The following is a 14838-nucleotide window of genomic DNA, read 5'->3' as shown; positions in this document are numbered from 1 at the left end:
GTCCATCGGACGATCTCTTCGTTGCAGCCCATGCCGCCCAGCAGGACGTGTTGGACGGCGCCTTGATGCGAGGCGACGGCGGTGGCATCGCACTGGCGGGAGAGTCCCCCCTATGCGCCGCGCGGCTGCGTACAGGTGAGCCGCTGCGCTGGTCGCCGCTGCTCGACTTCGCTGTCATCGCGGACCTGGGCCGTCAGCTCGGGCCCTCGGTTCGACCTCGACCTCGACCTCACCCCTGCGGTGGTAGGTGGTCACGGTCCTGTTCTCCATGCGGGCGTACGGCGGAAGCGTGTCTCCAGCAGTGAGGGTGTCGGGGCGATTGCTTCCCAGAGCGCGGATGGAGCGAGACAGAAGGGCAGCGAGGGCGCTACCGGACGTGGACGGATCCCCTGAAGTGCCCTGACAGATGGCGAGGTTGTCCCGGGCACTGATGGTACGTGGATGGTCCTCGCCCACGGTGCGCTCCATGCGGGCTACGACGTCTGTGAGCATCGCGACGGCTTCCGCCGGACTGCCCGCCTCTCGGATCCACTGGGCGAGTTCACTCAGGGCGGTGAGTGTGTCGGGGTGATTGTCGCCGAGGACACGCTGCATGTTCCGATGCGTATACGCGAGGACATCAACCGCTTGACTGGGATTGCCCGCTTCTCCCAGCCAGTGGCCAAGGAGGAGGTGGTTGATGAAGACGTCGGGGTGGTTAGGCCCGAGAATGCGCCTCATGGCGTACTCGACGTCAGAAAGAACAGCAACGGCAGTGCCGGGATCGCCAGCTTCACCTTGCCAGTGGGCAAGGCTGCGTCGGGTCCGGAGGGTGTCGGGGTGATCGTCGCCCAGGCGTTGAACTGTGCGCTCAAGGAGGTCTTGCAGAGTGCCGAGAGCAGTGGTCACGTCTCCTGTTTCTCCCATATAGCGGGCGAGTTCGTGTCGTGTGGCCAGAGTGTCCGGGTGATCAGGGCCCAATACCCGGAGTTGGTCACCGGCCAGTTCCGAGAGCATGGTGGCAGCCTCAGCCTCACTCCCTGCTTCCCGGCTCCAGCGTGCCCGTTCGAATCGGGCAGCAAGTGCGTCGGGGTGGTCAGCTCCGAGCTGGGAGGCAATGCGGTCGGTGAGGTGGGTGAAGTAGGCGCGCGCCTCGACAACTTGCCCGCTTTGGCCGAGGCTGCGTCCAGCGCGAAACATCACGGAGTGCACGGCCGGTTGCAGGAGCTCATCCTCCGCATAGCCGACCAGGGCGATGGCACTGTTGCGCAGAGCGTGGTCGAGGGCGGTGTCGCTCTCCGTTTCGGGCCAGGCGGCGGCGAGGGCATCTGCGGCAGCACAGGCAGCCTCGGCATAGTCAAGTACAGGCAACGAGTCGCGGACCGCGCGCTGGACCAACGGGTGAACCAGCACAGGCGAGTTGGGAAGCTCGGGATCATGGTCGACGAGGCTGAGCCGGAGCAACGCCCGCACAACCCCTTCGGCTTCCGCCTGCTCCACTCCGAGCGAAGAAGCCTTTCTGTCCCGCCTGTGTCCTGGTCGCGGCGAGAGGTCGCGAGCCTGGGCGAGGTAGCCGCGGGCGGGTTGCGAGGTGAGTACGGCTTCAGGAATGACAGGGCCGAGGAAGGCAGCAAGCTCGAGCAGCGGTGCGGCCAGACCGGACGGGCGCAACTCGTTCGCGCGCTCGATGGACAAGGCCAAGGCAGAGGCCACGGTGGAGTGCTGGTCGTCGGGCAGGAATTGGGGGGCGACGTCAGAGAGCGAGACGTGGCGGTTAGCGAGCAGCCGACGGTAGTCCGCGGCGCTATAGGCGGAGTCGATGAGATAGGCGGCGGCCTGCGACAGCGCCAGCGGCAGGTTCCCAAGGTCTTCGGCGAGGCCCGCGAGTTCCTCAGCGGGTCCGTAGCGATTCACGTCGATGAGCGCGGCGGTGAGATAGCCGACAGATTCGTTCTGCGTGAACGGACCGACCCCGATGAGACGACGTCCCTGGCCTGCGAGCGCGGCGTCCCGGCGGCGGGAAGTCACCAGCGTGCGGCCGTGGGGGCTGTATGGCGGCCACAAAGGGCTCAGATCGTCGGATGCTGAAACGTCATCAAGCACGATCAACCAGCGGCATGGACGCTGCTCCCGCTTAGGTTCCAGCCAGGCCAGGAACGCCTCCGCTGACGCCCCCAAATCCTCCAGATCGGCGCCCAGGAGGTACGCGGCCGCCTGGGCATATCCGTCGAGCACCGCAGTGCGGTTGTCAGCATTGAGCCATAGCAGCAGGTCAAGCTTGCCGGTGGCCCAGGCGTTGCGGGCGTAGTCGGCGGCGATCTGAGTCTTTCCCGAGCCGGCCATGCCCCAGAGCACCGCCGTCCGGGTTCCTGCTTCGTTACTGTCCGCGAGTACTGAGGCAAGCTCATAGGCTTCGGCGCGCGTCTGGAAGCCGGCAGAACGGCGGGGCATGACTCCGATCTGGAGAGGCCAGGAGGGAAGCGCCCGGCCGCCGCCAGTGGCCTGGAAGAGGGCGGCGCGGACCGGTCCCTGCTGTTCCGGTGGCAGCTCCTCTATGAGGACCTCGGCGGTATGGATGCTCAGTTGGGGAGACAGGCTGGGGTTGCGGAGGGCACGGTCGACGCTCGACTTGCCCACATCGATGCCCCGCGACGCCATACGGTCTGCGATCTGCCGGACGCTGAGGCCCGAGTCGTCCTTCAGCGTGCCCAAGAGCACGGAGAGGCGGTCATCCTGCATGGCCGCGAGGTTGGTGGGCTCACGGCTTGCAGGAGTTGTCGCATCGCGCTCCGCCACGGCCGATTCGTGGAAGGCAACGAGCTGCTGCTTGTCGCTTTCCGTCGCCCTGACTGCATCGAGGAGGGCGAGTAGCTGCCCTGTGCTCGGCAGACGCGATCCGTTAAGGATCTTGGAGAGCTGTCCTGCGCTCAGGTGAGCGCGTTCGGCGACGTGGCGTAGCGACAGCCCGCTTGCCTCGCGGCAACGTCTGAGCGCGGTTGCGAAATCCTTCCAGGCTGGTGGGAGATCGGGCGGTAGAGGTCGTACGGGGCGGCCGGCACTGTGCGCGCTCACACCTTCTCGCCTCCTCTCATGCAGCATTGTTTCCATTGTTGCCGAGATTCTGGGACAGTAATGCTGTGGGGCGCATCACGCCACCCCGCGTCGCCTCGCCGTGCCCGTACCGAGCAACAACCGGGAGCCGCCGTGTCCATCGTCGTCGCCGTCCTTCTAGGGTGCACCGCTCTGGCGGCCGCGGTCTGTGCTCGCATCACATTCCGTCTCGCCGTCACCGACGGTGCCAGCCGCGCCAAAGCCTGGTGCGCGGCCGGAGCCGCCACCATGGCCCTCATCACCGACGTGTCCACCGTCGCGGCGTCACTCGAACTCGGCAACGGACACCCCCGAGCCCCACGCATCGCGATCACGGTCGTCACCGTCACCTTCGCGTTCGTCCTCGCATACGTGGCGTACGACGTCACCGGCCCGCGCCTCGCGCCGACCCCCCAAGCGCTGGGCCAAGGCCTCAGCCGACCGAAGCGCCTTGCCTCCGCGGCAACCGCCTTCACCAGCACCTTCATCGTCCTCGCGTTAGTCCTGCCCCTGCTGAAGTAGCGCCCGTCACACACCCATACCCACCTAGTGGAGAGACCGGCACGGCCGTGGACGATGCTCACCGGCTCTCCCTCCACGCACGGATCTCCAGATAGACGATCTCAGCCTCGGGGTGCATTCGGCCGGTCTCGACCAGCCAGCCCTTCACCGCGGCCGTGACGTCGCCGCCGGCCGCGTCCACCATCTGCTTGAACTCCACCGCATCGAAGCCCTGTTCACCGGATCCGGCGCCGCCGACGTTCGCGCCGTAGGCCCGTTCCTCGGTTCCGTCGCGGCGCTGGACGACGTTGCGGCGCACACCGGGGGAGTCGGCGAGGCAGCCAGCGTCGTGGATGAACATGGTGCGCAGCGCCCGCACCGTGAAGCCGATCTTCCCGCCGTTGGCGGCCGCCTCCGCGATCACGGAGTAGAGGCGGGAGGCGCCGGACGCGATGTGCTGCTTGCCCATGGCCGTGGCGAACTGAGCGAAAGAGTGCGAGCGCGCGGCGGCGAAGATGCGGCCTGAGCGAGGCCATTGGTCTGCACCGTGCCCGGAGACCAACTCCACCCGGATGGACAGCCAGGTACGTGCCACGATCACAAAGCCCCTTCATAGGCCAGGTCCCCGAGCCAGCACCAAGGCTACTGAGTGTGACTGCCAGTTGGGGAATCGAGCTGACCGTACGTGGGGATTTCTCCTGGCCGCCGACACCTGTGCACATGTGCGGGGTCAGGAGAGCGTTTCCGGCTGCTGGCGGTTTTGACCAGATCAAATTTCACGACGGTCCCGAGGAACCGCATCCAGGTCATCGCATGTAGCTCATCACCCGGGTGACCCGTTGCCTGTTCCACGCGAATAACATCCTCGTCGCTCAGGCCATACACGAGCGACGTCGACCCGGAGCCGGCGATGCGCGCCACGCTGCTCCCCGGGCGCAGGAGCCTGCACGCCGTGGCCATCGATGTGCGAGGGACCTCGTTGACCGTGCACGGGTGTTCAAGCCAACTGAGGAGAGACTCACGCGGAAGCGCCAGCGGGACGGCCAGCAGTCGTTGGATCCGGCTTGCAGTGCAGGGATCGGGCACACGTCACGATACGACGGCCCGCCTCGCCCACCGGTGGAAACCGCTTCCGCCCATGCATAAGGGGCTACTGCGCGGTGCTCTCCTAGGCTCTCGGTACAAAGGCAGACACGTTCAACAAGGGGAGCGCGTGGCGACGTACAGCACAGATTACCTGAAGCGGCTGCTTGCCGCCGTGGAGAGGTTCGAGCTGGCCTTCGAGCGCTGGATGGAGACTCAGGTCGAGTCGGATCTCCTCAGTTCCCGTGGCCTGTTTCCCACCGTCCACGCCAAGGACGGGCAGGATCAGAGGACGGTGCGGGAACTGGAGCTCGACGTGGCGGAGACCGCGGGTGCTGCTGCGCGGGCTGTCACCGTCACCGGGGCGCGTATCGGCGTCGCCGGACTCGGCCCGGTTGACCCGATTGCGAACTGGTCGCTCATGTCGGCGCCGAAGGCGCTCTTCTCTCCGCAGGACGTCCGCAACACAGCGGCGACGGTCCGGGGCCGGCTGGGCATGATGATCGATGAGGCCGAGGCCGCCAGCGAGACAGCCGTGCCAGGGTTCGCCCCGTCTGAACTGCATCCGGTCATCTGGACTGCAGCGGCCGCGCACTGGACAACCCATCAGTACCGGGTCGCGGTGCGGGAGGCGTCAGAGGCCCTGACCGTGCACTGGAAGACTCGTCTGGGCCGCAACGACGTGGACGACACCCCGTTCTGGCAGCAGACCCTCTCACCGGGCGACCCCGAGCCTGGCAGGCCGAAACTCGCGTGGCCTGGCGAGCCTACGGACAAGACGACCAGGAGCATGCGCGGTGGACTGGAGCCACTAGGCAAGGCGTTGAACGGTCTGGCGACCGGGCTGAATCTCACGGTCAGAAACGTCACGACGCACACCCGCGACGAGCTGTCCGAGCAGGAAGGCATGGAACGGCTCGCGGCGTACAGCTACTTCGCCCGCCTTCTGGAGAAGTGCGAAGTCCTCCACGCCAGTGAAGCAGGCGAGAGCACCTGAGCTGCACACATCCGCCGACCGCGTCACCCGACGGATGGTGCCAACCGGCTGTCGTTCGGGGCATGTTAGGGCCCGCTGCGTCTGCTTCCCTGCCCGTCGCTTCATGGCGCGCCCGGAGTTCTAGCTGGCTGCGGCCTCGCCGTCCTCGTCTGCGTCTTCGGGGTTGTGGCGTTGGTCCGGCGAGGGAGGCAGCGGGTCTTCGTGCCACATCGCGTCGTACGTGCTCTGCGCGTGTTCGTTGATCACGATGGTGTCGAGGAGTGGCCGGTCGATCCGCTCCGCGCCGGTGAGCAGCGTGTCGGCGGCCGCTTCGCGGATGAGTTCCGCCAGAGAGCTGATGTTGCCTCCGGTGCGGCGGTACAGGTACTTCCACTCGCCGACGAGGGTGCCGGGTCGGTGCTTGTACAGGACGAGGGCCTCTTCCATCGCGGTGATGACGGAGACCCAGTCGGCTTTCTCTTCCCTGGTCCGGATGTTGTAGGGGGTCATGTGGAGGAGGGTGTTGCGGCCGGCGGTCTGGGTGGCGCGCGCGTCGCCGGTGCCTTCGAGGAAGAGACCGGAGTGCTTGAGGTCGACGCCGGTGTAGATGAAGGTGGCCGCGGTGTGGTTCGCGATGTGCTTCAGATGGTCGTTGACGACCTTGCCCTCCTTGAGGGAGAGGTCCATGAAGTGGGCGTCGTCGATGATCACGAGTTCGACGCCGACGCGGCGCATGTTTTCGAGGACGAGACGGGTGATGTCGCTTTTGGTGGCGCCGGAGCGGTGGGGCTGGGCGAGGTACTGGGCGAGCGCGATGGACAGGTCTTTCGGGGTGGCCTGGGAGGGGATGTTGATGTAGACGACGGGCGTGTAGTCGATCAGCCGCCCGTCGACGATGTAGCGCTTGCCGAAGCGTTCGGGGTGGTTGCGCCGCAGTTCGTGCTCGAAGTCGTAGGCGAACGTCTTGACCAGGGTGGATTTGCCGAGGGTGGCGGGGCCGTCGAGGACGATGCTGCGCCGGGCGCCGGCGGGCTGGAAGGCGTTGGTCATCATCCGGCGACGGATTTGGTGGTGGATGGTCTTCATCTGGCTGGTGCGGACGATGACCAGGGCGCTGTGGTGGGCGGCTCGGGCCGTGTTGTGCGGTTGGCGTTCCTCGGGGCTGAGCTGTTCGTAAACGTCGAGGGGCAGCAGGACCGGCTTGGGCGGGAGGACATAGTCGAGGTATTCGCGCCATTCCTCCTTGGTGCGCGGTTCGGACAGGCCAGGGTGTCTGAAGTCGCCTGGTCCGTAGGCCTCTTCGGGCTGGTCGTCGGAAGGTTCTGGGGTGGGCATGGCGGTCAGCCCTCCTAGCTGGTGTGGGGGTTCCAGACCTCGGCGGGCTGGATGGAGAACGGGTCGAAGTCGTCGTCTTCGCCGGGCAGGTCGGGGACGGCGTGCAGTGCGGAGACGGTCGGCCTCGCGGTCTCCGCCACCGGGCGCGGCGGCGGTGCCGTGGCGGGGACGGCCGGATTGGAGCGTGCTTCGTCCTGGGCCTGCGCTTGGGCGCGGTGCCGGTCGCGGGTGTGGCGTTTGCGGTCGGTTTTGGTCCACGTCTCGGGGGCGTCGGTGCGGTTCTGCAGGTCCCACAGGGCTTCGGCGATCTGCTCCTGGTAGTCCTTGTCCTTCGGGTCGCCGCCGCGGAGTTCGACCAGGCGTTTGGCCTCGCGCAGGGTGATGTCGGTGAAGGGCTGCAGGTCGCTGAGTGCTTTGGTCCACCGCAGCGTGTACCAGGTGACGTCGCGGGGGTTGTGGAAGTAGGCGTGCAGCAGGTTGCGCGGGTCGTAGCGGATGGGCCACTGCCCGTTGTCGTAGGGGGACTTGGCCCGGCGGAACTGGTAGAGCACATCCTCGTTGTAGATCAGGTAGTTGAGTTCGACGCCGTAGGAGTGGATGGCGCGGCCGTTGTCGGCGATAGGCAGCAGTTCGTAGTACAGGTTGGGGTCGCGGGGGCAGTCGACGTAGCCGGCCGAGCCGAGTGCCATGGCGTACGCCTCGTTGGGTGAGACGTGCAGGTCGGGGAAGCCGTGCAAGTGCAGCCCGGAGTGGTGCTGGTTCTGGTAGACCGCGACTACGTATTCGGCGAAGAACTCGGCGATCTCGTCCAGGGTCCAGCGGGCTTGCTGCTCGACGTTCTTACCGCGGTGGGCGGTGTTGAAGCCCTTGTACCCGGCGACATGCATGGAGAACTGTTCCCGGATCGTCCCGAACAAGCGTTCCACGTGGGGCTTGTCGGTGGGCTTCAGTTTGCGGGCGTCCTGCAGGTCGATCCTCCATTTGCGGCAGGCGCGCTTGACGACGTCGGACTTGTAGGGCTTGCCGTGGTCGTAGAGCAAGGTCTCGGGATAGACGACGGGCCGGGCGGCGGCTTCGGCAAGGCGTTCGTCGACGCTGAGGTGGCGCTCGAACGGAACACGGAGCATCTGGTAGCGGAGGGCGTCGGCCCACTCGGGACGCATCGGCTCGGGCGTCATGACGTCCGCGAGCAGCAGGCCGATGTCGATGGCCTTGGTGCCCAGCGGGGTGAGGCGCCAGGCGAGGATGGAACGGGTGGCGACGTCGATGGCAATGGTGAGTTCGACGTTGTAGGTGTCGTTCATCGCGGGGTCGTAGGCCAGGACATCGAGGGGGGTGGTGTCGAGCATGACGACCTGGCCGGGCCGGTGGGCGATGACATTGCCGAAGGTGCGGTCGGGCTGGTTGGCGTCCGAGATCCGCTGATAGGCGGGGTCGGAGGGGCTGCGGTGGAGGAGGAGTTTGACCGCGCGGCGGAAGGTGTCCGGCTTGGGCAGGGGGACGGTGCCGGAACCGTAGTCCTCGTCCAGGCGGTTCTGGCAGCGGCGTCTGAAGCGGGTGGAGACGCTGGAGGAGCTGTCGAGGCGTTCGGCGGCGGCCTGCTCGCGGATCGCGGTGATGACCCGCTCGTCGATATTGCGCAGCGGGTTCTTCAGCCGGGCTTTGCGGCCGTCGACCAGGCCCCACAGGCCCTTCTCCTCCCATTCCTCGATCAGCTGCCAGACGCGGCGCTCGGTCAGGTCCAGTTCCGCCGCCTTGGCCGCGACGCGGTCCGTGAGCAGGAGGTCGGGGTGATATTGCGGGCGAGGCTCGCCGGGTTCGGCCTCGAAGGAGGAACCCGAGCGGTAGCCGGTGGTGGCCTCATACAGGTGGGCCTCGAGTTCCATGGCGTCGTCCCGGGCCTGTTTGTTCTTCAGGGTCGCCAGGACGCCGCCGGGGTCGAGACCCGCGGTGGCGTTGTCGGCTCGCTCCGGTGGCGCGGCCAGGGCGCGGAAGGAGGAGTCGGTCAGCAGGACGCTGAGCATGATCGTCTGGTGGTGCCCGGAGATCGAGCGCAGCCGGACCAGGGCGCCGGTGAGGCCGGTGACCTGGTGCTGCTCTTCCTCGAATTCGATCCAGTCCTCGACTGCGATGCGGTAGCGCTGGTCCATCAGGCATGCTCCACAACGGGCGCGGCCCACACCTGGGTGCGGTCGCGCAGCGGGCGGGTGAGGTCGAACAGCAGGCGGTGGTGCCACATGAGGTGGTAGGTGACGGCCCGTTCGATGTCCGGTTCGGGCCACAGGGAGAGCAGCTCGGCGATGCTGACGGGGTGCTGGGCGCGGAAGAGGAGGGTGTCCGCGAGGGGGGCCGCGGCGTTCAGGGGTCTGCGGTAGCCGGCGAGCCATTCGACGGTGGCCCACAGTTGCGGGTCCGGCTCACCCACCATCCGGTAGTCCCAGCCGAGTTGCAGACAGGCGGCGGCTGTCCGGGCGGCCTGGAGGCGGACTTTGGGTTTGTCGATCTGTTCGGGGTTCTTGACGTCCAGCAGCAGGACGGAGCCGTCGGTACGGCGGACGAACAGGTCCGGGTAGTGGGTCCAGGTTCCGTCGGCGTCGACGCCCTCGAAGATGAACGGCTGGGCGGCAAAGGAGGCGATCTTCCCGTCGAAGTCGAGGAGTTTCATCCAGCGGGCTTCCAGAAAGCTCTCGTACTCCAGGACGGTGTCGCTGCTGGCCGCCCAGTAGGAGCCGGGGGTGTGCTCCTGCCCTACGTAGGTGGAGAAGTCGCGGGCTGGCTGGCAGTCCTCGAAGCGCACTTCGCGGGCCTGCTCGGCCGGAAGGAGCCGTTCGGTGCTGCCGGCGTCGTAGTAGTGGATGTACAGCTGGTGCGACGCGCGCCGTACCGGCCGCAGGATCTGGGTTCGTTTCGGGCTCATGCCCCTCCTGTTGCGTCGGTCGCGTCGAAGTCGAGAAGGTTCCGCCCGAAGGCGGTCAGTTGGCGGGCCACGGGGACGGGGATCCAGGCGGCAAAGCGGCGCCATCCCTCCCGGAGCGATTCGGTGGTGGCCTGCGGCCACAGGGCGGGGGCGTAGGCGGGGGCTTCGCGGACGTCGCCGCCGGTGAAGTGCTGCCAGACCCAGGCTGCGGCGTGACGCCGGCGCTGAAGGGTGACGTCGTGCTCCAGCGGACGGCACACCGGGTACAGGACGGCGTGCGGAACCGTGGTGAGGCCGGCCAGCATCGATCTCCGGGCGGCGTAGTCGACCCGGCCGCGTGCCTGGAGCCGTGTGCCGAGTTTTTCGATGTCCGTCCAGAAGGCGTAGGGGTCGCTGATGCGCTGGACCAGGGTGTTGGTGACGCGGGCCGCCAGATGCAGGTTCATGTCCAGGTCGGCGGCGGCCCGCTGCCAGCTCGCCGCGCCTCCGAGCCGGACCAGCGCCAGGGCGGCGAGGCGTCGGCCGCTGGCCGGTGCGGTGCCGGGCAGGTGGCAGGCGATCAGGTCGGTGTAGTCAGTGGTGTCGACCAGATGCGGCAGGTGATCGGCGGTGATCCGCAGGTCGGGGGCGGGTCGCACGGACAGGGCGCCGACGACGCGCGACGCGGGCGGCTGGGCCGCCCGCACCAGCGCCTGCAGGCACGCGGGAGGGGCCAAGGGCCGCAGAGGGTCGCTCTTGCCGGGGGTGCGGCGCCAGGTGACCGCGCGCCGCGTCCAGGCGGCCAGCACCTGACCGGCACTCTGCCGGTCACGGGTGAAGAGCACGTTCGCGCTCAGCGCTAGCACACTCGCGGCATGGGCCGCGCTGGGCGGGCTGGCCCGCAGCTGGGTGCCCGCGCCTCCCTGCCGGGCCTGCTCCCGCTCGTGCTGATCAGCCAGGAAGGCATCCGCGATGTCGCCGGGCAGAGCGGCGCAGGAGGCGAGATCGTCCTCGGAGGCGACCAGGCGGACCACCGCCGTGGTGAACCGCAGCGCGGCGAAGAACTCGGCCGACTCCACCACACTGCCCGCGACACGGCCGCTCGCGCCGTCGGCGACGGCGAGGATCCGCTGCTGCAGGGCCGCGAGCGCGGCGGGCACCGGCACCGCGGGCAGCGTCTGAAGTTTCTGGTCGCACAGCCCGGCCTTGCGCCGCCGGCCTGCCGGGCGCCGGTTGTGGCACCGGGTCGGTTCGGCCACCGGGAGGCGAGTGATCAGACCCCGGGGGTGTCCGGCGTATCCGCGGCCCACCCGCAGCCCGCACCGGCGGCACACGTCCACCAGCAGCACCCGGTGCACCGGGCAGACCGCCGCAATCCCCAGGCGCCACCACAGTGGCCACACCGGCCGCTCGGCCAGGCACTTCGGGCAGGCGCGGCTGGCAGTGAACAAGGCCCACTCACGGTTCACGACGGGAGTGAGCGAGCTCTCCGCCGCCGGATCCAGCCCGGCGAAGTCCAGTACCGTCCCGCGGTACCGGGCCAGCTGCATCGCGTGCAGGCTCGGCGCGTCCAGACCCGTAGCTGCCTCGGCTCCCAGCAGACTGCGCTGTGTCAGCACGACGCCGAAGAACCGGGGCCACACCACCGAGCCCGGCCGGCACTCCAGCCCGATGGCCTGCGCGGCCTGCCCAGGGGAGAGCTCACAGTCCGCCGCCGCCCTCGTCAGCCAGGAGGCGAACGACTCACCATCCTCGGGAGCCAGCACCGCAGGCAATCGCCGCGGCAGCCCGCTGTCCTGCACCCGCCCCTCCCGGCACCCAGCCCACGATTGTAGGAGATCTCCTACAATCGTGGGACTGTACTACGGTTACCGCCTGTGGCGAACAGCGATTCCGACGGCGGTGTCCCGGCCCAGCGGCTGGCCTTCGGGCGGCGGCTGCGGGCCCTGCGTCGGCGCGCGGGGCTGACCCAGACTGCGGCGGCAGCCGCTGCGGGTATGGACCGGTCCTTCTATGCGGAGGTCGAGGCCGCGGTCCACAGCGTGTCCGTCGACCGGATCCCCGCCCTGGCCAAGGCCCTGGGCGTCGAACCGTACGAGCTGTTCCAGAACCACGGCGGAGGGTAGGGGTCCGCCCGTTGCCCTGGTGGCCAGACCGTTCGCTGAGCGTCCCCCCTTCCTTGCCCAGACGGCTGCCGACGATCCCCCAGCCCCTGGCCGAGGAGTCCTTCTTCAGCTGGGTCGACCACCTCGCCTTCTGCTACGAGGTGGACCGCATTGTGATGATGCACGCGCTGGGACTGGGACAGCGCAGGATGCCGACCGCCGCTCGGGACCTGATCCGGTACACGATGCGACTGCGCCCGGAAGCAATCCGCGTGGTGAGGGCCGCGACCGGCCTGACGGTCATCGAGCTCGGCCAGACGACGCTCGAGAGGACGGACCCCCGCTACGTCACCGTCAACGACTCCCGGATGCCAAAGGAGACCTGGGCGTACTGCCCGCCCTGTCTGGCTCCGGGAGGCAGCTGGCCGCTGTGGTGGTACCAGCCGTGGGCGGTGGCCTGTCCGGTGCACCGCTGCTACTTGGTCTCCTTCTGCCCTCACTGCGGCACCGCGTTCACCCCGGAGCGAACGAGCTCACGGTGGGGCGCGTCAAGGCAGTGCAGAGGGTTTCGCAATGCCTTCGCGCGCAGGCACCCGCCTGGCGCCCCGCGCAAGCACTGCAACAGGCATCTGTGGGATATCAGCACCGCGCCGGTCAGCGATCCGGTCGTGCTTGACGCCGTCGAGCGTCTGCGGCACGGGCTCTCACGCCGCGCCCTGCCCGACGTGTGGCTGCGCACCTTCCACGTGCTGAATGCGCTTTTCAACTATCACACGTTCGAGGTCCGTTCCTTCGACAGCCCGGACCCGGTTCTGCGGCGCCGCTTCTCCCCACAGCGCCTCCCTGAGCGGAGTTACAGCGTCGACTCCACCGGGTTCCTCGAGCCCGTCCGCACACACGTCGATGGCACCCCGCACCCCGTACCCCGTACCCCGTCCGCGATCCGATCACCACGGCCTGCCGACTCAGCATCATCGGCCAGATCCTCGGCTCCCACGACATGAGCACCACCGCACGCGCCCTCCTCCACATCCCCAGCCGCGTGAAGATGCGCCACTACACCAGATGGGGCCCCCTGTCCCCCGATCTGGCATCAGCCAGCCCCGCCCTCGACGACTTCCTCCACACCGTCTTCCTCCCGGGCGAGCTCAGCTCGCTCCAGCACTCCCGCCGGATGCAGTCATCGCACGCACAGACCGGGCCCTTCACCTAACAGCTCATGAAGGAGCAACGCCCCCTCCCTGTCGAGATGGGGCACCACCCAGACGTTCGCCGCCCTCACCCCCAGATGGCCGGTCTGACCTCGCTCATGGTCATGGGCGACGTCAGGGCCCGGGCCGCAGATCACCTCAATTACCCGCCGCCAGCGACCCCTGGACGCCTGCCCTTGCCTGGCGGCCGGCGACCGGTACGTGCGCTCGCGCCATCCGGGTCGGTCAAGCAGCGAGTTCCTGACGCAAAGACCGCACTCCTCCCGGCTCCCAGTCCACATATTGTCGTGATCACGCCGTCTCATCGGGACAGCCATCGTGAGGAGGACCCCGATGCCGCCACCACCCGCCCCGGACAGACCCACGGCGGATTCGGCCCGGACGACATCGCGCCGACTACCCGTCGTCCCGCTCCCGCAGCACGGCGAGTCGCTGTTCAGCTGGATTGACCACCTAGCCACCCACTACGAGGTGGACCGCACCCAGATCATGGACCGGCTCGGGCTGAAGCCCGCGACCGCGCACGCCGCCCGCCTCGCGCGCCACACCGCCGAACTCCCCCTCGCGTCAGCCGTGCCGCTGCACACCGCAACGGGCGTCGACCCGAAGCAGTTGCGCGACATGACCCTGTTCGGCATCGTCAGGACGAGCACCGGCAGGCTGGACCGCCATCCCGAATTCCGCTGGGCTCCCGAAGAAACCTGGGCGTTCTGCCCGCACTGCCTGCGGCCGCCCGCGCGATGGCCGCTGTGGTGGTACCAGTCATGGGCGGTGATGTGCCCGAAGCACCGCTGCTATACAGCGTCCTTCTGCCCGGACTGCGGCTCGCCGTTCTCCCCGTCCGCCCTTCGCGGCGACGCGCCAGGACGGTGCCCCGGATTCATGCCGCGCGCCGACGACCCCGTCACGCGACCCCCGCATACCAAGCGCCGCACCAAACGCCAACGCTGCGGCCGCCCCCTGTGGGAGATCGACACGCCGCCCGCCACCGATCCCGCCGCGTACGCCGTCTTCCACAGCCTGCTCGAGTTCCACGACGAGGAGACACCGAGCCCGGACCTCCAGCAGTGGTACGACGACCTGCGGACTCTGAGGATCCTCCTCAAGGACCCTCACGCCTTACGCGTTCAGGCCTTCACCAGCACCGACCTCGCCCTCCAGGAACGCTTCACCGCCGACGAAGGCCCCTCCCGCTGGGGCGAACCCGCTCCCGTGATCAGCTGGCGGCGCTCCGACTCCGGCTTCCTCTTTCCCATGCGGCGCACATCACCGAACACCTGGACCGGGCAACGCGATCCCGTCTCCGCCGCTGCCAAACTCACGGTCATCGCCGCGGTCCTCGACAGCCAAGATCCCGCCGCCTCGGCCCGGGACGTCTTCACCGTCCGCCACCCCGCCGGGCTCCGCGACTTCGACGACCAACTGCCCTCGTACATGAACCGGGCCAGCCCCGCACTGCGCGAACTCCTCAGCCAGGCCCTCGACGCGCAGGCTCTCGCCCGACTCCCCGCACCCTGACCGAACAGCACACCGCCACACGCCACGCGCCCGCTCAACTCCCGGGGTACGTCGGGTGTTGCCACGTACGCGGTCGCCGACTCACCATGCGGACGATCGCCTCGCTACCGGCGGCGAACTGTCCGAACCTCTGGGCGGCAGGCC

At 68.3% G+C, this 14838-nt stretch carries 12 protein-coding genes; 6 read left to right on the top strand and 6 right to left on the bottom strand.

Annotated elements, in window-relative coordinates; genetic code table 11:
* Nucleotides 1-174: 174 nt before the first annotated feature.
* Nucleotides 175-3051, bottom strand: coding sequence for an FxSxx-COOH system tetratricopeptide repeat protein (gene fxsT, locus OG219_RS26445; RefSeq protein WP_266830442.1), 2877 nt, complete (start codon nt 3049-3051; stop codon nt 175-177).
* A 132-nt stretch (nt 3052-3183) separates the two neighbouring features.
* Between fxsT and OG219_RS26440 the strand changes: the two genes are divergently transcribed.
* Nucleotides 3184-3591 carry a hypothetical protein gene (locus tag OG219_RS26440; RefSeq protein ID WP_266830440.1) on the top strand — a complete coding sequence of 136 codons (408 nt, stop codon included), beginning with the start codon at nt 3184-3186 and terminating at the stop codon, nt 3589-3591.
* 58 nt (nt 3592-3649) lie between these two features.
* On the opposite strand, the gene OG219_RS26435 is transcribed toward OG219_RS26440, so the two are convergent.
* The gene (locus tag OG219_RS26435) at nt 3650-4165 is read right to left on the bottom strand and encodes a hypothetical protein (protein ID WP_266830438.1); all 516 of its coding nucleotides are present in this window, start codon (nt 4163-4165) and stop codon (nt 3650-3652) included.
* A 618-nt stretch (nt 4166-4783) separates the two neighbouring features.
* Between OG219_RS26435 and OG219_RS26430 the strand changes: the two genes are divergently transcribed.
* Nucleotides 4784-5650 carry a TIGR02391 family protein gene (locus OG219_RS26430; RefSeq protein ID WP_266830436.1) on the top strand — a complete coding sequence of 289 codons (867 nt, stop codon included), beginning with the start codon at nt 4784-4786 and terminating at the stop codon, nt 5648-5650.
* Nucleotides 5651-5770: 120 nt separating this feature from the next.
* On the opposite strand, the gene OG219_RS26425 is transcribed toward OG219_RS26430, so the two are convergent.
* From OG219_RS26425 to OG219_RS26410, 4 genes are read right to left on the bottom strand one after another with little or no spacing between them, the layout of a single operon-like run.
* Nucleotides 5771-6964 (bottom strand): TniB family NTP-binding protein, encoded by a 1194-nt coding sequence (locus tag OG219_RS26425; RefSeq protein ID WP_266830434.1) that lies wholly within the window; start codon nt 6962-6964, stop codon nt 5771-5773.
* A 14-nt stretch (nt 6965-6978) separates the two neighbouring features.
* Nucleotides 6979-9114 carry a transposase gene (locus OG219_RS26420; protein ID WP_266830432.1) on the bottom strand — a complete coding sequence of 712 codons (2136 nt, stop codon included), beginning with the start codon at nt 9112-9114 and terminating at the stop codon, nt 6979-6981.
* Nucleotides 9114-9881 (bottom strand): TnsA-like heteromeric transposase endonuclease subunit, encoded by a 768-nt coding sequence (locus tag OG219_RS26415; RefSeq protein ID WP_266830430.1) that lies wholly within the window; start codon nt 9879-9881, stop codon nt 9114-9116. The genes OG219_RS26420 and OG219_RS26415 overlap by 1 nt, the downstream gene beginning before the upstream one ends.
* Nucleotides 9878-11662, bottom strand: coding sequence for a TniQ family protein (locus OG219_RS26410; RefSeq protein ID WP_266830428.1), 1785 nt, complete (start codon nt 11660-11662; stop codon nt 9878-9880). Before OG219_RS26410 ends, OG219_RS26415 begins: the two co-directional genes overlap by 4 nt.
* Nucleotides 11663-11737: 75 nt before the next feature.
* On the opposite strand from OG219_RS26410, the gene OG219_RS26405 reads away from it, so the two are divergent.
* From OG219_RS26405 to OG219_RS26390, 4 genes are all read left to right on the top strand, one after another.
* Complete coding sequence (locus OG219_RS26405; protein ID WP_266830426.1) at nt 11738-11986, top strand: helix-turn-helix domain-containing protein; 249 nt, start codon at nt 11738-11740, stop codon at nt 11984-11986.
* A 53-nt stretch (nt 11987-12039) separates the two neighbouring features.
* Nucleotides 12040-12969 (top strand): TniQ family protein, encoded by a 930-nt coding sequence (locus tag OG219_RS26400; RefSeq protein WP_266830424.1) that lies wholly within the window; start codon nt 12040-12042, stop codon nt 12967-12969.
* Nucleotides 12966-13178: a hypothetical protein gene (locus OG219_RS26395; RefSeq protein WP_266830422.1), complete on the top strand. Its 213-nt coding sequence runs from the start codon at nt 12966-12968 to the stop codon at nt 13176-13178. Before OG219_RS26400 ends, OG219_RS26395 begins: the two co-directional genes overlap by 4 nt.
* A 331-nt stretch (nt 13179-13509) precedes the next feature.
* Nucleotides 13510-14694 carry a TniQ family protein gene (locus tag OG219_RS26390; protein WP_266830420.1) on the top strand — a complete coding sequence of 395 codons (1185 nt, stop codon included), beginning with the start codon at nt 13510-13512 and terminating at the stop codon, nt 14692-14694.
* Nucleotides 14695-14838: the final 144 nt, after the last annotated feature.

Source organism: Streptomyces sp. NBC_00038 (genome assembly GCF_026343635.1).
GTDB lineage: Bacteria > Actinomycetota > Actinomycetes > Streptomycetales > Streptomycetaceae > Streptomyces.
This window is presented reverse-complemented; position numbering and strand designations above follow the sequence as displayed.